Genomic DNA, 19,112 nt, shown 5'->3' with positions numbered 1-19,112 from the left:
CACACCGTCTCCGGGATGTCACTATCGAGGCCGGCACACTGCGACCCATCCTGCCGGCCTCGCCTCAGAAGTCCCCCAGCTGTGACTGGATACCGGCGACCATCGTCGATTTCCGACGGAGGTCCGTCAGCGATACCGGCAGCGCCGGGGCCAGTTCTGTGACTGCGTCGTGGAACGTCTCCGCCGTCGCGTACTCTCCTTCGAAGGCATGTCGGATTCCTTCGCGAATCTGCCAGACGCCGACCGGAGCCCAGTAGGACTCGCTTGCGTGCCGTATCACGAGGCACGTCGCCTGCCGCCCCACGTCCTCGAGATGTTCCAGCACGGCGAGACGCGAGGCGTAGTACGCCCCGGAGGTTTCGTCGACGTAGGCGGTCCGTCCCTCATACCCCTCGTTGTCCGCAGCCATGTAGTAGGCCCCGTCGGGTTCGGGGTTCCAGATGCTTCCCGGAGCCTTGAGCTCGACCAGTTCGAACTCCCAGTTGCCGGGCGCGAGGATGACCCAGTAATCGTTACCAACGTACTCGTTATACCACACCTGTACCTCGTTGACGGTCTGTTCGTTGCGTATCGTCCCCCGGAGATACTGACCCACCGTGTCGTCGACGGCCGTAATCGACCACCGCGTCGGAACCAGGCGGCGATTGCGACCCTGGCCGAGCGCGCCAGCCGAGAGAATCGTGTTGATATCGTAGACGTCGAACCCGCGCCGGTAGAGGTAGTTCATCGCGCCCTCGGCCTGCCAGTCGTCGTCTTCCAGCGTCTTCTCGACGGGACGCGGGACGTGGGGGTTCTCCGCCAGGTCGGCGTCCGTCGCGCGAGCGCGCGGCCCGGTCGGCGTCGAGATGTCGTCGAGCGAGAGGTCTAACTCCGGGGCAGTGTCGAGTCCCAGTTCCACGTCGACGGGTCGGTCTGCGATGGCAACCTCCCGCTGGACGCCGACGAAGCCGTCCCATACGTCCTCGACGTTCACCTGCGAGGAGCGCGTCGAGTTGAGCAGTCCCGTCCGGCGCTGGAGCACGTCGTCGATGTCGAACCCCTGCTGGTACCAGTCGCCGCTCGTCGCGTAGTCGGCAGCGTCTGCCCCCTCGGCCATCGGCGAGAGCAACCCCGTCGAGACGCTGGGGTAGTTCGACCGACCGACGAAGATTTCGGGAGCCGTCGAGCCAAAGAGCGAATCGCCCTGGACAGTCTCTTCGAACTGGCGTTCGACGTCGTCGAGGTAGTTCGTGATCTCGTAGGATTTCTCCTCGGCGAGACGCCGTCGCTCGGCGGCCTCGTCGCGTTCGAACCCCTCGACGAACTCGTCTAACCGCATTACCAGTCCGGACGACCCTCGCGCGTATCAATCTGACTCTCAGCGCGTCCTCAAAGCACGGCTCTGGGGCGGTGTCAAAATGGAAGGAGTGGACGCAGACCGGGCCGAGCCGTTAGCTGTGGATTCCCATCGCCTCTATCTGTTCCTGATACCGGTTTCGGATGGTGACTTCCGTCACCTGCGCCACGTCGGCGACCTCACGCTGGGTCTTCTTCTCGTTGCAGAGCAGCGACGCGGCGTAGATCGCGGCAGCGGCGTAGCCGGTGGGGGATTTGCCCGAGAGCAGTCCCTTCTCGGCCGTCGTTTCGATGATTTCGTTGGCCTTGGTCTGTACCTCTTCGGACAGTTCCAGTTCGGAGCAAAAGCGTGGGACGTACTTTTTGGGGTCGACTGGTTCCATCTCCAGACCGAGTTCCTGCGAGATGTACCGGTAGGTACGTCCGATTTCTTTCCGCTCGACGCGCGACACGTCCGAAATCTCTTCGAGACTTCGCGGAATCCCTTCCTTGCGACAGGCGGCGTAGAGTGCGCTCGTCGCGACGCCCTCGATGGAGCGCCCGCGGATGAGGTCTTCCTTGAGCGCGCGTCGGTAGATGACCGACGCGACCTCTCGAACCGAGCGGGGGACCCCCAGCGCGGAGGCCATCCGGTCGATTTCCGAGAGTGCAAACTGGAGATTTCGCTCGCCCGCGTCTTTGGTTCGGATGCGCTCCTGCCACTTTCGCAGCCGGTGCATCTGGCTTCGCTTCTTCGAGGAAATCGAACGGCCGTAGGCGTCCTTGTCCTTCCAGTCGATGGTGGTCGTCAGACCCTTGTCGTGCATGGTCTGCGTCGTCGGCGCACCCACCCGGGATTTCTCCTGGCGTTCCTGGTGGTTGAAGGCTCGCCACTCCGGACCTGGGTCGATGTTCCCCTCTTCGACGACCAGACCGCAGTCCTCGCAGATGAGTTCCCCGCGGTCAGAACTCTTGATGAGATTGTCGGAGTCGCACTCCGGACAGTCCCGAACTCCCTCGTCTTCTTGTTGTTCAGTTTCAGATTCGCGCTCGCGCTCCCGCTGGCGGCTGGACCGTGTCATCGCATTTTTATAGTAGTAAGAGCGAGATACTTAAACCCTCTGCCGGATAGCACCCCTGTTCCTGTCCTATACTATACCACAGAATAGCGCAAAACCACCGGAAGGCGGGCGATATTGTTCCTCACGAACTAATTTCTAAGTGGAAACCATCATATTGGTCGAATGGTGAGGTAAGCGACGATGCCCGTCATCGAGTGCGACGTCGAGAAAGCCCGGGAACGCCTGGAAGCAGCAGGTGTCGAGGTAGCGTCGGGGAACACCGACCACGAACGCTGGCGGGCCGCACACGGCGGCGCGACGGCCGTTGCGTACGACGACAAAGTGGTGATTCAGGGCGCAGACCCGTCGAAGCTCCAGGGTATCCTCCGCGAGGGCGGCGGGCGCGCGCACGTCTACTTCGACGGTGCCGCGCGCGGGAACCCCGGCCCGGCGGCCGTCGGCTGGGTCATCGTCACCAGCGACGGCATCGTCGCCGAGGGCGGGAAACGAATCGGGCGCGCGACCAACAACCAGGCCGAGTACGAGGCGCTTCGTCAGGCCCTGGAAGTAGCTGCCGACTACGGCTTCGACGAGGTCGACGTTCGGGGCGACTCCGAGCTCATCGTCAAACAAGTCCGCGGCGAGTACGATACGAACAATCCCGAGTTACGGGAGTACCGTGTCCAGGTTCGAGAACTGCTGACCGAGTTCGCCGACTGGTCGCTCTCGCACGTACCGCGAGAGATAAACGAGCGCGCCGACGAACTGGCAAACGAGGCGCTCGACGATGACTGAGACTACCGACGAAACGGACGACGACCGCGAAGTACCACGGGACGTCGTCGACGAAGCGGAGCGACTGACGCGACTGGCGCGCGACGCCACCGTCGACGAGGAGGCTGCTGCCTATCGCGATGACCGTGATGCCATGGTTGCCGAGTACGACTTCACTGCCCGCGTCCGCGAGGACGACAGGGACACACTCGTTCTCTACCCGGAGGACTGGGTCGAGGAGGAGACAGTCCGCCCGGACCGCATCGAAGATATCGACCGGGGTATCGAACGGCCGCTGGAGGGACCGGGGTCGGCAGACGACTGGGAGGTCGTCGAGGAGCACAACCGGGAGATAGCCGAGACTATCGAAAGCGAGCACGGCGACCCGCACGGACCGAACGCACACGCACTCGCGGATTTCGCCAGCAATCACTACGCGAAGCCGGTCGGTGATATGACCCGAGGGGAACTACAGGAGTTTCTCGACGAGTACTTTCCGCGGAACGCGTTTCCGTCCGACGACCAGAAAGTGGTCGTCGAGAAGTCGGTCGAATTAGTTCTCGATGCCGCAGACGGGAGCGTCGATACTATCGATTCTGGTCGATGAGTTCTTCGAGGTCGGCTGCGCGCTTGTCACTGGTGACGAGTTTGTTGAACATCCAGCCGAGTTGGTCGAGCACGACCTGGTAGCCCTCGTCGGTCAGGGCGTACTGGTTCGTTCGCTTGTCGAGTTCACTTTTCTCGACGAGATCCATCTCGACGAGGTCGTCGAGGTTCGGGTAGAGCCGCCCGTGATTTACTTCCGAGTCGTAGTAGGTTTCGAGTTCTCGCTTGATAGCGAGTCCGTACCGTGGTCCCTCTCCGAGAATCGTGAGGATGTTCTGCTGAAACGCTGTCAACTCTCGTGCGATGCCGGGGCTGTCAGTAACTGTTTGTGCCTCTGACATAGTTGTCCAGATGTCATCTTCCTACTTAACACTTGGTAAATCGGAAGTGCGTTGTCAGAATCCAACCGCTGGACGGCGGGCGAGAGAGTAGGGACTTTGTAGAGAAGGCGGACATTCAGACTCAGCGAATGGTCGAATCTACTTCGGGATCTAACGCGCTGTACATCTGTCAGTCTGAACGGAGACCGAAAGTAGTTTTTGGTAGTCTTGCGCAGAGTCGGACGATGGTAAATCTCTGGGAAGACCTCGAAACGGGACCGAACCCGCCGGAAGAAATCTACGCCGTCGTTGAGTGTCTCAAGGGAGAGCGCAACAAGTACGAATATGACAAGGACATCCCGGGCGTCATGCTCGACCGCGTCCTTCACAGCAACGTCCACTATCCGTCCGACTACGGCTTCATCCCGCAGTCGTACTACGACGACGAGGACCCCTTCGACGTGCTCGTTCTCGTCGAAGACCAGACGTTCCCCGGCTGTGTCATCGAGGCCCGTCCGGTCGCGATGATGAAGATGGACGACGACGGCGAGCAGGACGACAAGGTCATCGCCGTCCCCATCGAGGACCCTCGCTACGACCACATCGAGGACCTCGACGACATCCCACAGCAGACGCTCGACGAGATCGAGGAGTTCTTCGAGACGTACAAGAACCTCGAGGAAGGCAAGCAAGTCGAAACGCTGGGCTGGGAAGACAAGCAGGCTGCGAAGGACGCCATCGAGCACGCACAGGACCTCTACGACGAGCACTTCGAGTAACGCCGTCGTGGTGCTGCCCAGTTCCGGACAGCACCGCTCTGTGCAGGCGTCACAGCGGTAACAGCGCGGAAGCCCACCCGCTCACGGCTGTGAGGAAGCGCGTAAGCTCCGTGCAACGACCCCACTATCAGCATTACTGACTCCCAACGTCTTCAAAAATACTAATAAAGAATAGCTACTACTGTGATGTATGGCGTGGGAGGTGACTCGAACGGTTCGCGTCCCCCTCGATGTGCCTGACGACCGTAAGAGCGACCTCCACGCGACCAACTCCAAATTTCAGTATTGTGCCAACCGCACCGCAGACTGGGCGTGGCGCTATCCCGACGAGGACTGCGTGACCAGCAAGAGCGAAGCCGAAGCCACCATTTACGACGAACTCCGCCACGACACGGACGGCCTCCACGCAAACCTCGTGCAGAAAGCCATCAAGCGCGCCACCGATGACATTCGCAATTGCGTAGACAGGCTGGCCGAGGGCGAGAACACCAGCAAGCCCGAGTACGACACGTTCAGCATCGTCTACGACAAGCGAGCCGCCACCTATTACCGCGATAAAGTAAGCCTCGCCACCGTCAATGAGCGGGTCGAATGCGAGTACGACCTGCCTGACGACTCAGAAGGCACACCACACGGCGAGTACCTGCTCAACGAAGACTATTCTTTCTCAACAAGCACCGTCCACTACGACAGCGAAGCCGACGAGTTCTACCTGCACGCCGCAATGAAACGGGAGATAGACGCGAGCAGTCCTGAGAAAGCCGAGGATTCGAGAGTCCTTGGCGTGGACTGTAACGTTAACGACAACATCGCCGTGACCAGCACGGGACGGTTCATCGGCAATGCCGACTACCTCAACCACCAGCGCCGTGAGTTCGAGAAACGGCGTGCCAGTCTCCAACAGACTGGCACGCGAAGCGCCCACCTGACTTACCACCGCATCGGGGGCAGGTTCGGACGCTGGAGTGAGGATTACCTACATCGGTGTTCCAAGCAGATAGTCGCGGAAGCCGAGCGTCATAAGTGTACGCACGTCGCGTTCGAGAACTTGGCGCAGATTCGACAGCACATCAGCGACGGTAAGAAGTTCCAGCAGTGGGCGTTCCGCGAACTGCAAGAGCAGGTGGCCTACAAAGCCGACGAACACGGCATCGTGGTCGAGACAGTCGAACCGTCCTACACCAGCCAGCAATGCTCGAAGTGTGGCTGTACGCTCGAAGAAAACCGCGACGGGCAACACTTCGCTTGTCTTGACTGTTCGTACTCGGTGAACGCCGACTACAACGCGGCGAAGAATATCGCCCGGAAACTCGCACTCAAACTCCAGCGAGGGCAGAAGTCCCCCGTTGGAGGGGTGTTCTGTCAGTACGCCCTGAAGTCGGGGGTGATGACCGTGAACGCTACTGAAGTGGCGTCCGACACTCCTGTGTCGGCAGAACGGGAGTCCACCGACAAGCCCCGCTTCAGCGGTGGGTAGCTGACTTACTCTGCAGGTGTCTGGTACTCGGGCAACGGTACGAGCAGGATTGGAATGGCCACTTTTTCCAGCAGTGTGTGTGAGACGCTCCCCACGATGATTCGCTCGGTTCGGGAGTGTCGACGCAGTCCAACGACCATCTGGTCGGCATCGGTGCTGTCGGCTTCGGCGAGCAATGTCATAACCGGTCCACCCTCACGACCGAAGTCAACGACTCCGGCGTCGACGGGGGCTATCGATCCGAGTCTGTCCTCGATGAGTTGGACTGCCTGTCGTGCCTCTTCGTCAGCTGATGATGTTGCGTAGACCGCTCGCACTCGGTCGTCCGCTGTGAGCCGGCTTTCGAGGTGGTCGCAGATTGCTGTGCTTGCCGATTCGCCGTCGGTTCCAATAAGGTATGTTGTCATGGATCAATACGGGATACCCTGTCGCCGGTAGATAAAATATAGACTCCATTCATCGAGTAACCCCTGTAAAATACGAGGACTGCAACCGATAGTCTGTCGCAGTCCAGTCAGATTATACCCGTCGGTAATGCCAGCAACCGTTGCCGATTAATTATGAGCATGGGTAATTATATGCGTGAGGCCGCCGTACGTCCAGATACAATGGCAGTGTCCGACCACACCGTCGGAATCGACCATCCCACGGTCCGGCCGACGAACTTCGACCCGGAAGAGGACCGCACGGCGGAGGCCGAGGACGACCATTCCGAGCAGTGATTGCCGGTTTCTCCGAGAACGGGTGGCTCCGGACCGCTCGCCCCGGTCCGGACTACTCGAAAAGAAGCTTCTTGTGCCCCAGTTGAGTAGGCGAGGGTATGGGTCTGTTCGACCGGCTACGCGGTGACGGGAAACCACGGGTAGCCTTCTTTGGTATCGACGGCGTGCCGTATAGCCTCGTTGCGGACAATCCCGACGAGTTCGAGCATCTCAACGCGATTGCCGACGAGGGGAGTGCGGGAGCGATAGACAGCATCGTCCCGCCGGAATCGAGCGCCTGCTGGCCCGCGCTCACGACCGGCGTCAACCCGGGTGGGACGGGAGTCTATGGCTTCCAGGACCGCGAGAACGGTTCGTACGACACCTACGTCCCGATGGGACGTGACGTGCAGGCCACGCGCATCTGGGACCGCGTCGAAGGCGCACAGCGGTCGGCGACGGTGATGAACGTCCCCGTCACGTTCCCGCCACAGGAGAACGTCCAGCGAATGGTTTCCGGGTTCCTCTCGCCAGGCGTCGATCGCGCTGCGCGACCCGAGGAACTCCGAAACTTCCTAGAAGCCAACGACTACAAAATCGACGTAAACGCCAAGCTCGGCCACAACGAGGACAAGAGCGACTTCATCGAGGACGCGCACGAGACCCTCGATGCACGCTTCGAGGCGTTCAAACACTACATCGAAGAGGACGACTGGGACCTCTTCTTCGGCGTATTCATGACGACTGACCGGGTCAATCACTTCCTGTTCAAAGACTACGCCCAGGACGGTGAGTACAAAGAGGAGTTCCTCGAGTTCTACCAGAAGGTCGATCAGTATCTCGGCGAACTCCGCGAGTTGCTCGACGACGACGTGACGATGGCCGTCGCCTCCGATCACGGGTTCACCACGCTCGAGTACGAAGTCCACCTCAACGAGTGGCTCCGTGAGGAGGGCTGGCTCTCCTACGAGGACGACGATCACAGCGAACTCGGCGACATCGCCGACGAAACCCGGGCCTACTCGCTCATCCCCGGTCGCTTCTACATCAACCTCGAAGGCCGCGAACCGCGCGGAAGCGTCCCGGAAGACGAGTACGAGGCGGTCCGCGACGAACTCAAGGAGAAACTGGAGAATCTAACCGGACCGAACGGCCAGCCGGTCGCCGATAAAGTCGAGACCAAGGAAGCGGCGTACCGCGGCCCGCACGACGACATCGCACCGGACCTCACCGTCGTCCCCAACCACGGGTTCGACCTGAAGGCCGGATTCAAGGGCAGCGACGACGTGTTCGGGACCGGTCCGCGCAACGGCATGCACAGCTTTGACAACGCCTGTCTGTTCATCGACGACCCCGACGTTCGGATCGACGACGCCGACCTCTACGACATCGGCCCGACGCTGCTGGATCTGCTCGACTTCCAGTACGACAAAACCGAGTTCGACGGCGCGAGCCTGCTCAAGCGGAGTTAGAACAGGTTGTCTAGCTCGTCGTTTTCGAACATCTCTGTCGGGCCGACCTGTGACTCGGCCTCGGCGGCCTCTCTCGCCCGGTCCATGAACTCCTCGACGCGGCGCGAGCGTTCGACGCCGCCAAGCAACACGAGCGCACCGAGGCGTTCGCTGTTCAGCGGGAAATCGCCACCGCGAACCTGCAGCGACCCGGTCTCTTCCTCGACCCACTTCCGCGCGCGTTCGACGCCCTTTCGGGAGACGCGGTCCGGGTCGCCGGCGATGACCAGCAGTGCCGACCCGGCCTCGACGGCGTCTGGCAGACTCATCTTCGTCAGGAGGGCGTTCCGGGTGATGCTGGTGATGGTGTTGACGTTTTCCTCGGGGTCCTCGCTGGCCTGTGCGGTCGCATAGCCCATGCAGGCGATGCCGCCTTCGCGGAGCGTGTTGATAATCTCGGAACTGTCGACGACGCTCTCTGCGACGCCGTCGACGGCCTCGCCGGAGGCCAGGAGGAGGCCGATGCGCTGTGCGATCTGTTCGTTGATGTGATCGTATCCCTCTTCGACGCTCTCGCCGCTCTCGCGCCAGGCATCGTTGTCGATGAGAATGGCAGAGTCAGCTTCACGAACCACGGTTTTCAGTGACCGGCCGGCGTTGGCCTGGTAAATCGACCCCTCGTCCCGGCCCGGGAGAACGCCGAGAACGTAGATCGGAACCTCGTAGACGCGCTGTAGCTTCTTCGCGAGTGCAGGTGCACCTCCACTTCCGGTCCCACCGCCGAGTCCGGCAACGATCATGACGCCCTCGACCTCGGAGGTAATACGCTGGTCGAGTTCGTCCATCACTTCTGTGGATTCGGCCTGCATAATTTCCGCTCCGAGTTCGTTGTCACCGCCGACGCCGTGCCCTTTGACACGGTCCTGGCCGATGAGCATCGTGTCGATGTCGACTTCCTGGAGGTCCGACTTCGCCGTGTTGACCGCAAACGCCCCTGTCACCGCCCCAAAATCCATCTCGTAATCGAACTCGGCCAGGGCCTGGGTCACCTTCCCACCGGCCTGACCGACGCCAATCAGGACGACCTTCATACGTTGTCACTTGTGTCACCCGGTAATGAACATTGGGGCCTCGTCTCGCGGCCGTAGATTCAAGTACCAGACCGCGACCACGCTCGTCCATGGACGAGACACTCGAAGACCGTCTCGCTGCACTCGAACGCGCACTGACCGACGATACCCACGACCTCGGAGCACTCGCTGCTGACGGCGAAGTCGCTACCCGCGTTCAGACTGTGGAATCGGATATCGAAGAGCTCACCGAACGAATCGACGAACTCGAGGCGGCGACGCAAGCGCTTCGCGGCTACGTCGGCAACGTCCGCGCTGTCAACGAGGAGGTGAGAGAGCGTGCCGACCTCGCACTGGAGACTGCCGAACGCGCTGTGGCGGAATCGACCGAACGTGGCCCGAGCGAATCGGAATCGACCGATTCGGACCCGGTGGGAGCTCGAGAGGGATACGACCGGCCGGCTAAAGACCAGCCGACCGACGGCTCGAGCCCAGAAACCCTCGAAGAGGAACCGACACTCGAACTGACGTCGAATCGTGACAGCCGCACCGAAACCCACCGCAGCCAATCACCGGACGAACGGTGTCCGCTGTGTGACGGCAAAACTGGTCGTTCGCGACAGGGACGGGACAGCCGACAGGAGCGCGATGTTACACAGCCCGACTCTGACCCGACTGACCCTCTGCAGGGACTTACCGACGGCGGACGTATGCAGGCCACTGAGTCCTCGCCCACTCCCGATAACTCGGGACTCCTCACCAGGATTCGCGCGCTGCTCTGATGCTCCGGACTGCCCTCGCGGTGCTGGTGGGGGCGGCTCTGCTCGGTCTCTCGCTCCCGGTCGTCGACGATGCCAGAGTCGGCCACGCCGATTCGCAGGTCCGGACCGAACTCGACACGCTCGAAACGGCCGCCGAACGGCTCCATTCGGAGAGTGATCCCGTCGCAGCTGGGACGCCCGGCGCACGTATCGAGCGAACGGTCGTCTTGCCGACCCGATCCTGGGGAACCGCCGGGCTCGACCGACTCCGCATACCGGCTCGTACCAACGAGCGTATCCGCTGGCAGGTGGCCGGCGGGCAGGTCCAGACACGGCATACGAATCCGCCGCTGGTCGCGCCACCGGACGGGCTGAAGCTCCGCGAGCGCGGGCGCATCCGGCTCACGCTCTCGCTCGAACGACGTGGCGGTGCTGTCGTTGTCGTTGTTTCCCGGGCTGACGTTTAAGCCCGAAGCCGGGACCAGACCGCCACATGGACTCACTGCGCCGCGCAGTTACGGAAGGCTTGCTCGGGAACACGGACGATGAGGCGGACTGTCGCTGTCGACTCACCTTCGAGAGCGAGCGACTCGTCGTCGACGCGGCAGACTGTCCGGGAGAGGGTGACCTCGCAACGAGCGCGGACTGTCGCGAAGCGGTCGTTCGAGAACTGACAGCGCGCGATGCCGAGAGCGTCCACGTCCATCGGTCGGGAGTCGAACGGGTGTACGACGACGCAGCCGCCGGGTTGCTGGTCGCTGCCGGCCGGTTCGATGAACGCGTCCGATTCCGAGACGAGCGTCTGGCCGAGCGCGTTGCACGTGACCCGCTCGGTGCTGCCCGCGAAGCCGTGGGGAGAGCGGACGCAGTCGCCGACATCGCCGCCGAAACGGGCCTCGCTGCGGTCGCCGACCAGGCGACTGAATACGAGACGGCGCTTGCCCCGCTTACCGGCCTCGCCATCAGCGATTGGCGCGTCGATACCGCGATCCCACCGGACGCGACGCTGACAGCGCAGCGGGACCTCGACACCGGTGCGACTGTTCGTATCTACGAGGTTCCGGACGAACGCGACCGGTACGTCCTCGCGCCAGCGGGACAGCGTCTCGACGTCACCAGCGCTTCGGTCCTCGCAAATGCCTATGAACGACTGGCCGACGGGACCGTCACTGGTGGTGAACGCGCTGCGTTCAGAGCGGTTCGAACGGTCGCAGGCGACGGCGATACCATCCCAGTCGAGCGGATCGCGCGAGTCCTCCAGAAACACACCCGGGGGCACGGACTACTCGGCGATCTCTTCGCGGACCCCGAGGTGTCGGACGTGTTCGTGACCGCACCCGCGCCGGATAATCCGCTCTCCGTTCGCGTCGGCGAGAGACGGCTGCCGACGAACGTTCGGCTCACTGACCGCGGCGTTCGCTCGCTGGCGTCCCGATATCGCCGCGAGAGCGGTCGTGGATTCTCCCGGGCAGACCCGACGCTCGACGCGGCAACCGAGATTTGCGACCGACGCGTTCGCGTCGCTGGCGTTACCGACCCGGCGAGTGACGGTGTCGGCTTTGCGTTCCGCGCTCACGACAGGGATGTGTGGACGCTCCCGGCGCTGGTCGCCAACGGAACGATGACTGCTTCGGCGGCGGCGCTGCTTTCGGTAGCTGTCGAACGCGGTCACGCAGTGCTGGTCGCCGGGCCGCGAGGCGCTGGGAAGACGACGCTCCTCGGTGCACTCCTGTGGGAAATCCCACCGTCCGTCCGGACGCTCACAATCGAGGATTCACCGGAACTGCCCGTCGCCCCACTGCAGGAACAGGGACGAGAGGTCCAACCGCTCCGTGCGTCGACGGACGACGATTTCTCGCCGACAGAGGCGCTCCGAACGGCGCTTCGACTCGGTGACGGTGCGATTGCGGTCGGTGAAGTTCGCGGTGAGGAAGCACAGGTCCTCTACGAGGCGATGCGTGTCGGAGCAAACGACGCCGCGGTACTCGGAACGATTCACGGCAACGGAGCCGAGGGCGTTCGCGAACGTGTCGTTGCAGACCTCGGCGTTCCAGCGTCGTCGTTCGGCGTCACCGACCTCGTCGTTTCGCTCGAACAGACGGCCGAGGGAACCAGGCGACTGCGCACTATCGAGGAGGTCCACGGTGGCGGTGCCGACCACTTCGAACTGTTGTACGCGCGTCCAGATGGCCCACTCGATCCGACTGGCCGCATCGAACGCGGCAACAGTCGTCTCGTCGATTCGCTCTGTCGGCCCGAGGAATCCTACGCCGAGATTCGAACCGTTCTTGACGAACGTGCTGACAGACTCTCGTCGCTGGCAGCGACCGGCCAAACCAGCCCAGCGGTTGTCGACACGTCGGCACTGGAGCGACAGCGATGAGTGCCGTAGCTGCACTCGCACGACTCTACCCGTGGCCCGTCGAACCAACCGACGAGCTCCGACGCGCAGTCCGATTTCTCGACATCTCGACCGAGCCCTCGACACTACTCAGTGCAGCCTACGGCGTTGCGCTCGTCGGAGCGGCGACGACGGCAGTTGCTGCAGTGCTCGCACCGCCAGAGACTCGGCTACTGGTGACGCTCGCTCTGGGAACGCTGACTGCGGTAGTCGCAGTCGGGACACAGTCGCTCCCGTCGCTGCTCGCGACAGCGCGGCGTGTCCGCGCGCTCGGCGACGCTCCCGACCTGGTAGCGCGGGCGGTCCTACGGATGCGACTGGCTCCCTCACCGGAGCGTGCAGCAGCGTTCGCGGCATCGGCCGGGGACGGCCCGCTCGCCGACAGCCTCGCCCGTCACGTCCGCCAGGCCCGGACAGCCACATCCACGGCCTTCGATTCGTTCGGCGACGAGTGGAAACCGTGGTTTCCATCGCTCGCCCGGTCTCTCACACTCGTGTCGGCGGCGAGTGAGATGTCGACCGTCGACCGCGAGCGGACGCTCGAACGAGCGCTGACGGTCGTCCTCGATGGGACCCGAAGCCAGATGCAGTCCTTCGCGAGTGGCCTGAACCGACCAGTGACTGCGCTGTACGCGTTTGGCGTCCTCCTCCCGACGGCGCTGGTTGCGCTCCTGCCGGCCGCTCACGCCGTCGGCGTCGGCATCACGACCACAACAGTCGCACTCGTTTACAACCTCCTGTTGCCGGCGCTGTTGCTCGCTGCGGCGTGCTGGCTACTAGCATACCGCCCCGTTGCCTTCCCCCCGCCGAACGTCTCCCGAGATCACCCAGATGTCCCCGACAGGGCGACAGTAGCGCTGGTCGCGACCCTCGCTGCTGCTTTGGCTGGTGCGACACTCACCTGGCAAACATTCCCTTCGTGGACAATCCCTGTGGCGGCAATCGGTTTCGGGGTTGGGTCTGGATTGCTCGTCTATCACCGGCCGGTACTGGCTGTCTACGACCACGTCAGAGCGGTCGAAACGGAGTTGACCGACGCGCTCTCGGTCGTCGGACGGCGCGTCGCCAACGGCGAGGCAGTCGAATCGGCTATCGAGCAGGCTGGGAGAGAACTCTCGGGAGAGATGGGCACGCTCCTCGCACAGACCGCTCGAAAGCAGCGGCAGTTGCAACTGAGCGTTCACGAGGCGTTTCTCGGCGATACTGGGTCGCTTGCTGACGTGCCGAGTCGACGAGTCAGCGGTGCAGTGGCCTTTCTGGCACTCGCCGCCCGTGAAGGCAAGCCGGCAGGACCGGCGATTCTCTCACTCGCCGACCACATCGACGAACTCGGCCGCGTCGAAGCGGAGGCTCGTCACACCCTCCAGCCGGTCTGTGGCACGCTCCAGAGCACGGGTATGCTCTTTGGACCACTCGTGGCTGGCTCGACTGTCGCACTCGCAGGCGGGATGGTCGGCGGCAGCGGCGTCGTTCCCGGTGAGGGCGGCTCGCTCCCGTATCTCGGCCTTTCGATTGGCCTCTATGCGCTGACTCTGGCGACGATTCTCCCGGCGCTTTCGACCGCTCTCGTCCGCGGATTTGACCGCGTGCTCGTCGGCGCACGCGTCGGCAAGTCGCTCCTCATCGCGACAATCGTCTATCTCGCCGCCTACCAGTTCGTCGTGGCGATAGCCTGAATTTTATACCGGAATCCGGGACCAGACCCCCTATGCTCGACCCGCCAGTCGATACGTGGTACGTGTGGCTCGGCCTCGGTGTCGTGAGCGTAGCCGTCACCGGATTGGCGTTCGCGCTGCCGACAACTGCACCGCCGACAGCGACCCCAGTCGCTGATGCCGTCGACAGCGTCGCATCGAGTCCACATGAGGCCAGAACGACCGTCGACGTACCCGCAGACCAAGTTCAAATCCGTCCCGATTCGATCGCATTGCGGTCAGACGGCGGTACCGCTCACGCACAATTGGCGTTCGGTCCAGTTGCACCCGTCGGCGACAGCAAACTTCGTCGCGTCCTCGACGGTGAGCAACCCGAAACGGTGTTTTCCAACCGGTCTACGTTTGAAACTGCGGTTCGGGCCGCACAGAACCGAACCGAGACCTGGCAGGAAGCACCAGACCACCTCGTCGTCATTCGCGTCACTTGGGGGGATGTCGATGCGACGCTCGTCGGTTAGGGGACAGGTCGAACCGCTGGCTGCGCTCGCGGCGGTACTCGCGGTGTCGGCTGGTTTCGTCGTCTACGCAGACACACTCGGCGACGCTGTCCCAGGACAGCCAGACGACGAGACGCCGACCGCCATCCTCGACAGCGTGCACCGGTCGCTCCAGACGACGGGGGTCAGTGCCCCCGGTCGACTCGATACAGCGATGACAACTGTTCCGGAAGGGTGGAAGGCGAACATTACGCTCACTGCTGGTGGTGTGCGCTGGCAACGTGGACCGTCACCGCCAGAGTCAGCCGACCGAGTGACCCGTCGCGTGAGCGTCCGACTGGCGCCCCAACGCATCGAACCGGGTCAGCTTCGGGTGGTGGTCTGGCGATGAGAGCCGTCAGTACCGTTCTGGATGTCGCGGTGTTCCTGTTGCTTGTTTCCGCAGCCGTCGGAACGCTCGTCCTCGCCGACCCGCCGGAGCAGACAGACAGTCGCGCCGACGAAACCGCTGAAATAATCGCGAGTAGCACGCTCTCTATCGAGTACGGTCTGGCGGGAGAGACCCGCTACGCACACGGAACAATCGCCGAGCTGTTAGCCCGTGCCGCAGTCGCCAACGCGTCGTTTGAGGGGGCATCCCTGGCCTCGATGGACGGGCGCTTTTCAGCGACGGTCACAAAAGAGACCAGCGAACGACTCGTCGCACCCAACCGGACCCAGATCGTGGCGCGCTGGGTCCCCTACCGGGGCGGGCCGCTGCAGGGCCATACTGTCGTGGGACAGGCACCACCCGACGGGCTCGACGTACACAGCGCGACAATCTCCGTTTCCGTGCCAGTCGCCGCCAGCCAGGAACGGGCAGCAAATCGGTCCGAAGACGGCTACGATGCGGTCGCACGCACTGTCGCGGTTGCAGTCGCCGACGGCTTGCTTCCCGACAATCGAGTCGATGCCTCCGCGTTCAGGGAGTCACCGACGGCGAGTGCGACGACCCACCGGTACGAGACGTTTGCCGAGGCGACTGAGACCGGTGTCTCTGGATTGCTCGAAAGTGGGTCCGTTGGGACCGCTCACAATCGCATCGTCGCCGGCCTCGCGCGGACGTTCGCGGCCGACATGCGCGACCGCTTCGATACGCCGGCGAAAGCAGCCGAAGCAGTCCAGACGGGAACCGTTCACATCACCGTCAGGCGGTGGGACGCGTGACCGCTCGCGTGCCGTTTGCACTCGTCGGCGTGCTGTTGCTCGTCGGGAGTACCACCTTTGCTGGCTCTCTCGGTGGGCCGACAGTCAGCGAACCGGGTGTCGACCGTGCGATGGACCGCACAGAGGCGGCGACACAGAGTGCAGTCAGGGAGGCCGTGACAAGCGCCGCAACGGAGGCGGCCCGGAATCCGGTGACGGTACCGGCTTCCAGTACCTTCGGGGTCGCTATCAGCGACGAGAGTGCGTTCCGGGACGCACTCCGGGTGCGAATTTACGTCGCAGTCCGGGACCGACTCGACCGGATTAGCCGCCAGCGAGATGGCGTCACAGTTTCTGCCTCACTTCCTGCAACACCGTCGGGGCAAGCCCTCGCTAATGCGACCGATCGGGTGGCAATAACGCGGGCGGGGAATCACGGAACGTCACTCAAAGTGACAGTCAAGAACGTATCGTTGACCGCCCACCGTGACGGCAACGTCGTCGCTGAGCGGACCGTCTCCCCGACGGTCACCGTTCCCGTCCCGACACTTGCCGTTCACGACCGCGTGTCGACGTTCGAGCGGCAACTCAACGCCGGCCCCGGAGAATCGGGGCTCGGAAGCCGCCTGACCGCGAAACTGTATGCACTTACGTGGGCGCGTGGCTTTGCGCAGTTCGGCGGTGCCCCAATCGAGAACGTCGTTGCTAACCGCCATCTGGGACTACTGACCAACGGCATCGCCCTCTCGATGCAGCGGGAGCAGTTCGGGCAGAGCGACCCCCGTGGCCGTTCCGTGCTGGGCTGGGCAACTGCCCACACTGCAATCACCGATACGCTTTCGGGGTCTGACAATCGCGTCGCCAGTCTCCTCTCGGACGCCCAGAGCTACGCCGGACGGGACACGCTCTCAGAGGATGCGCTCTCGAACAGCGGCGCGACGAACCCGTCGGTCGCTCCCACCGACGAGATTACGATTGCGGTCAACGATACTGCCGACCTGGCGTTCGCCAAGTTACTCGAGAACCTCAATGGGACCATCGACCGGACGTACGACGCCCGCGTCCAACTCCGTCAGCGGGTCGTCAGCGAGACCGAACACGTCGTCGAGAAACCGCGAGAACCAGGCCAGGACTGGGACCTACTCGGTATCGAGCGCGACGAAACCCGCAGCGTCCAGTCTCGAGACGGAGCGGCACCCGCTATCGACAGGCCGTGGCACCGTTTCGAGTACCACCCACGGCAGGTTGTCGTTCGGACCACCACCGAGCGGCGGTGGGAAACGCCGTCGGGCCAGGAAACGACCGTCGAAGTTCGAGAACAGCGTAGCGATGTCGACGTATCATTGGTCGGACGTCACGACGGTGGGACAGTGTCGGACCGACCGGTCGAGACCATCCACGAGTTTGGTGGGCCGCTGGACGGCCCAAATCTGAAGGAAGTCGAACCCACTGCTCGCGAGAGGCTCATCGGCAACCAAGATATCGACGCACTCGCCGTCGAGGCTCTCCTCATGGATGGACAGACCTCGACAGTAACAGTCGAAGGCACACAACCAGATGGTCTCTACGAGGTCGTCTACAGTGACCTCCGCTGGGTCCGTGAACTCGTTCGCGACCTCTCGATAACGACGACTCGTGGTGACCTGGCAACGCTCCAGGTCAACCCCGGGGAGAAACTCGCAAAGAAACTCGAATCGCGCCAGGAAGAGCTGCTCGCGCTTCCGGACAGCTACGGCTCAATCGCGGACAGAGCAAGATTCAACGCCAGAGCGGCGTACCTCCGAACCGTTCTGGCGGAGTTGCGCAAACGCGCAACGAATCACGAGAAGAGCCAAAGCAACATCGACGAGAAACTCGAAGACCGGGACCTCTCTGGTATCGACCAGGTTCAGGACAACTACGACGACCGTGGCGAGACGGCGGCGACTTCGTCCCTCGGACTCGACATGCGCGTCGAGACGGCTCCGTCGTATCTCACGCTCGGGGAACTCGATGGACGGTCGGTTCCAACGCTTTCGCCCGACGTGACGACAACGCCGCTCGTTGCGCGCAACGTGAACTTCTTCACTGTGCCGTACGGCGACCTGGCGCAGGGGTTGGCAGCGGGAATTCTCGGACCCAATCGCGTCCGACTGCAGACCGCCGTCCAGACGCTGAAATCAGTACGGAATGCCGACGAGGCGACGCGGCGAAATCTGTCGACGAACACGCGCAAGCTCGAATCGGAGACAGCGGACGCGTTGGGACATCTCAATGGCCAGGCTGCGACTGTTGTACTGGGTGGGACACGAGCCGATCTCGGTGACTCGAAAGCCGTCGTCAGTTCTGCGCTCGGACGTTGGGAGACGACCGTCGGACTCGGACAGGCCTGGCTCAATGGCTCGGCAATCGAGGCAGTCCACGACGAGGTAGAGCGTCGATACGACCTCTCGGAGCCCAAGAGTGACCAGATAAAAATGGGGCTTCGTCTGGCAACTCAACTCGCACTAGCCTCGGACTTTGGCCAGCCACCGCAACCGATTGTCAACAAAACGTCGGCTAAGTTGAAAGATCTGATCAGAGAACGGCTCAACTCTCGGCTCGAGGACAGAGTCGGTGACAAACTCAGTGACACGGTGAAACGCGGGCTGGAGAAAACGACGGGCAGGACCCTCAGTCGGATGCCGGCAGGATTGCCGCTTGCGCCACCGGTGACGCCCTGGGTTACCACTGTCAACTACTGGGAGGTGGAAGTGCGGGGAGAGTACAATCGGTTTGCTGTCAGCGTCCCTCGCGGAACGCCAGACACACCAGGAGCCCGGTTTACCTATGTTCGCGACAGTGGGACAGTCGCACTGGACCTCGACGACGATGGCACCGAGGAACGCCTGGGACGGACCACACGCATCTCCTTTCGGGCACAGACCAGCGTCGCTATCGCAGTGCCGCCCAAGCCCCGCGGCGTGGGGGATGTCGACGGCAAGATGGAGGAAAAATCGCCGGGGTGGCCCCACCCGGGCTGACGGTGGTCAGACTTGCAGCGAAGTGACACTGACTTGTACCCCGGTGTCGTACAAGCGA

At 62.8% G+C, this 19,112-nt stretch carries 18 protein-coding genes; 13 read left to right on the top strand and 5 right to left on the bottom strand.

Annotation, left to right across the window (positions count from 1 at the left end; translation table 11 throughout):
• Positions 1–64: 64 nt before the first annotated feature.
• The gene (gene nreA, locus WDJ60_RS12630) at positions 65–1,318 is read right to left on the bottom strand and encodes a DNA repair protein NreA (protein ID WP_340100836.1); all 1,254 of its coding nucleotides are present in this window, start codon (positions 1,316–1,318) and stop codon (positions 65–67) included.
• A gap of 112 nt (positions 1,319–1,430) precedes the next feature.
• The gene (locus tag WDJ60_RS12625; RefSeq protein ID WP_340100835.1) at positions 1,431–2,396 is read right to left on the bottom strand and encodes a transcription initiation factor IIB; all 966 of its coding nucleotides are present in this window, start codon (positions 2,394–2,396) and stop codon (positions 1,431–1,433) included.
• A gap of 180 nt (positions 2,397–2,576) precedes the next feature.
• Between WDJ60_RS12625 and rnhA the strand changes: the two genes are divergently transcribed.
• Positions 2,577–3,170 (top strand): ribonuclease HI, encoded by a 594-nt coding sequence (gene rnhA, locus WDJ60_RS12620; protein ID WP_340100834.1) that lies wholly within the window; start codon positions 2,577–2,579, stop codon positions 3,168–3,170.
• A complete protein-coding gene (locus tag WDJ60_RS12615; RefSeq protein ID WP_340100833.1) occupies positions 3,163–3,756 on the top strand; it encodes a DUF7108 family protein in 594 nt (197 codons plus the stop codon). Before rnhA ends, WDJ60_RS12615 begins: the two co-directional genes overlap by 8 nt.
• Here the strand turns inward: WDJ60_RS12615 and WDJ60_RS12610 are convergent.
• Complete coding sequence (locus WDJ60_RS12610) at positions 3,737–4,096, bottom strand: PadR family transcriptional regulator (RefSeq protein ID WP_340100832.1); 360 nt, start codon at positions 4,094–4,096, stop codon at positions 3,737–3,739. The genes WDJ60_RS12615 and WDJ60_RS12610 overlap by 20 nt on opposite strands.
• A 224-nt stretch (positions 4,097–4,320) precedes the next feature.
• On the opposite strand from WDJ60_RS12610, the gene WDJ60_RS12605 reads away from it, so the two are divergent.
• Positions 4,321–4,854: an inorganic diphosphatase gene (locus WDJ60_RS12605; RefSeq protein WP_340100831.1), complete on the top strand. Its 534-nt coding sequence runs from the start codon at positions 4,321–4,323 to the stop codon at positions 4,852–4,854.
• Positions 4,855–5,044: 190 nt separating this feature from the next.
• The gene (locus WDJ60_RS12600) at positions 5,045–6,331 is read left to right on the top strand and encodes an RNA-guided endonuclease InsQ/TnpB family protein (RefSeq protein WP_340100830.1); all 1,287 of its coding nucleotides are present in this window, start codon (positions 5,045–5,047) and stop codon (positions 6,329–6,331) included.
• 5 nt (positions 6,332–6,336) lie between these two features.
• On the opposite strand, the gene WDJ60_RS12595 is transcribed toward WDJ60_RS12600, so the two are convergent.
• Positions 6,337–6,738, bottom strand: coding sequence for a universal stress protein (locus WDJ60_RS12595; RefSeq protein WP_340100829.1), 402 nt, complete (start codon positions 6,736–6,738; stop codon positions 6,337–6,339).
• Positions 6,739–7,151: 413 nt separating this feature from the next.
• Between WDJ60_RS12595 and WDJ60_RS12590 the strand changes: the two genes are divergently transcribed.
• A complete protein-coding gene (locus WDJ60_RS12590) occupies positions 7,152–8,504 on the top strand; it encodes an alkaline phosphatase family protein (protein ID WP_340100828.1) in 1,353 nt (450 codons plus the stop codon).
• Here WDJ60_RS12590 and WDJ60_RS12585 read toward each other — a convergent pair.
• A complete protein-coding gene (locus WDJ60_RS12585; protein WP_340100827.1) occupies positions 8,501–9,574 on the bottom strand; it encodes a tubulin/FtsZ family protein in 1,074 nt (357 codons plus the stop codon). The genes WDJ60_RS12590 and WDJ60_RS12585 overlap by 4 nt on opposite strands.
• 89 nt (positions 9,575–9,663) lie before the next feature.
• On the opposite strand from WDJ60_RS12585, the gene WDJ60_RS12580 reads away from it, so the two are divergent.
• From WDJ60_RS12580 to WDJ60_RS12545, 8 genes are read left to right on the top strand one after another with little or no spacing between them, the layout of a single operon-like run.
• Positions 9,664–10,335: a DUF7310 family coiled-coil domain-containing protein gene (locus WDJ60_RS12580; protein WP_340100826.1), complete on the top strand. Its 672-nt coding sequence runs from the start codon at positions 9,664–9,666 to the stop codon at positions 10,333–10,335.
• Entirely contained in the window at positions 10,335–10,781 is a 447-nt protein-coding gene (locus WDJ60_RS12575) for a DUF7311 family protein (protein WP_340100825.1), read from the top strand. The genes WDJ60_RS12580 and WDJ60_RS12575 overlap by 1 nt, the downstream gene beginning before the upstream one ends.
• A 26-nt stretch (positions 10,782–10,807) precedes the next feature.
• Positions 10,808–12,697, top strand: coding sequence for an ATPase, T2SS/T4P/T4SS family (locus tag WDJ60_RS12570; protein ID WP_340100824.1), 1,890 nt, complete (start codon positions 10,808–10,810; stop codon positions 12,695–12,697).
• Complete coding sequence (locus WDJ60_RS12565; protein WP_340100823.1) at positions 12,694–14,391, top strand: type II secretion system protein; 1,698 nt, start codon at positions 12,694–12,696, stop codon at positions 14,389–14,391. The genes WDJ60_RS12570 and WDJ60_RS12565 overlap by 4 nt, the downstream gene beginning before the upstream one ends.
• A 32-nt stretch (positions 14,392–14,423) precedes the next feature.
• Complete coding sequence (locus tag WDJ60_RS12560; RefSeq protein WP_340100822.1) at positions 14,424–14,888, top strand: DUF7283 family protein; 465 nt, start codon at positions 14,424–14,426, stop codon at positions 14,886–14,888.
• Positions 14,869–15,258 (top strand): DUF7285 family protein, encoded by a 390-nt coding sequence (locus WDJ60_RS12555; RefSeq protein WP_340100821.1) that lies wholly within the window; start codon positions 14,869–14,871, stop codon positions 15,256–15,258. Before WDJ60_RS12560 ends, WDJ60_RS12555 begins: the two co-directional genes overlap by 20 nt.
• Positions 15,255–16,073, top strand: coding sequence for a DUF7284 family protein (locus tag WDJ60_RS12550; protein ID WP_340100820.1), 819 nt, complete (start codon positions 15,255–15,257; stop codon positions 16,071–16,073). Before WDJ60_RS12555 ends, WDJ60_RS12550 begins: the two co-directional genes overlap by 4 nt.
• The gene (locus tag WDJ60_RS12545; protein WP_340100819.1) at positions 16,061–19,054 is read left to right on the top strand and encodes a DUF7286 family protein; all 2,994 of its coding nucleotides are present in this window, start codon (positions 16,061–16,063) and stop codon (positions 19,052–19,054) included. Before WDJ60_RS12550 ends, WDJ60_RS12545 begins: the two co-directional genes overlap by 13 nt.
• Positions 19,055–19,112 lie beyond the last annotated feature (58 nt).

It is taken from the genome of Salinibaculum salinum, from assembly GCF_037645885.1.
Classification (GTDB): domain Archaea; phylum Halobacteriota; class Halobacteria; order Halobacteriales; family Haloarculaceae; genus Salinibaculum; species Salinibaculum salinum.
The sequence above is the reverse complement of the archived record's forward strand: the minus strand, read 5'-3'. Positions and strand labels throughout refer to the sequence as shown.

Excerpts from the sequence above, each read along its gene's own strand:
- WDJ60_RS12580 (WP_340100826.1), top strand. The coding sequence starts at position 9,664 with ATGGACGAGACACTCGAAGACCGTCTCGCTGCACTCGAACGCGCACTG.
- WDJ60_RS12550 (WP_340100820.1), top strand. The coding sequence starts at position 15,255 with ATGAGAGCCGTCAGTACCGTTCTGGATGTCGCGGTGTTCCTGTTGCTT.
- WDJ60_RS12575 (WP_340100825.1), top strand. The coding sequence starts at position 10,335 with ATGCTCCGGACTGCCCTCGCGGTGCTGGTGGGGGCGGCTCTGCTCGGT.
- WDJ60_RS12570 (WP_340100824.1), top strand. The coding sequence starts at position 10,808 with ATGGACTCACTGCGCCGCGCAGTTACGGAAGGCTTGCTCGGGAACACG.
- WDJ60_RS12555 (WP_340100821.1), top strand. The coding sequence starts at position 14,869 with ATGCGACGCTCGTCGGTTAGGGGACAGGTCGAACCGCTGGCTGCGCTC.
- WDJ60_RS12610 (WP_340100832.1), bottom strand. The coding sequence starts at position 4,096 with ATGTCAGAGGCACAAACAGTTACTGACAGCCCCGGCATCGCACGAGAG.
- WDJ60_RS12560 (WP_340100822.1), top strand. The coding sequence starts at position 14,424 with ATGCTCGACCCGCCAGTCGATACGTGGTACGTGTGGCTCGGCCTCGGT.
- WDJ60_RS12590 (WP_340100828.1), top strand. The coding sequence starts at position 7,152 with ATGGGTCTGTTCGACCGGCTACGCGGTGACGGGAAACCACGGGTAGCC.
- WDJ60_RS12585 (WP_340100827.1), bottom strand. The coding sequence starts at position 9,574 with ATGAAGGTCGTCCTGATTGGCGTCGGTCAGGCCGGTGGGAAGGTGACC.
- WDJ60_RS12615 (WP_340100833.1), top strand. The coding sequence starts at position 3,163 with ATGACTGAGACTACCGACGAAACGGACGACGACCGCGAAGTACCACGG.
- WDJ60_RS12625 (WP_340100835.1), bottom strand. The coding sequence starts at position 2,396 with ATGACACGGTCCAGCCGCCAGCGGGAGCGCGAGCGCGAATCTGAAACT.
- WDJ60_RS12595 (WP_340100829.1), bottom strand. The coding sequence starts at position 6,738 with ATGACAACATACCTTATTGGAACCGACGGCGAATCGGCAAGCACAGCA.
- WDJ60_RS12600 (WP_340100830.1), top strand. The coding sequence starts at position 5,045 with ATGGCGTGGGAGGTGACTCGAACGGTTCGCGTCCCCCTCGATGTGCCT.
- nreA (WP_340100836.1), bottom strand. The coding sequence starts at position 1,318 with ATGCGGTTAGACGAGTTCGTCGAGGGGTTCGAACGCGACGAGGCCGCC.
- WDJ60_RS12565 (WP_340100823.1), top strand. The coding sequence starts at position 12,694 with ATGAGTGCCGTAGCTGCACTCGCACGACTCTACCCGTGGCCCGTCGAA.
- rnhA (WP_340100834.1), top strand. The coding sequence starts at position 2,577 with ATGCCCGTCATCGAGTGCGACGTCGAGAAAGCCCGGGAACGCCTGGAA.
- WDJ60_RS12605 (WP_340100831.1), top strand. The coding sequence starts at position 4,321 with ATGGTAAATCTCTGGGAAGACCTCGAAACGGGACCGAACCCGCCGGAA.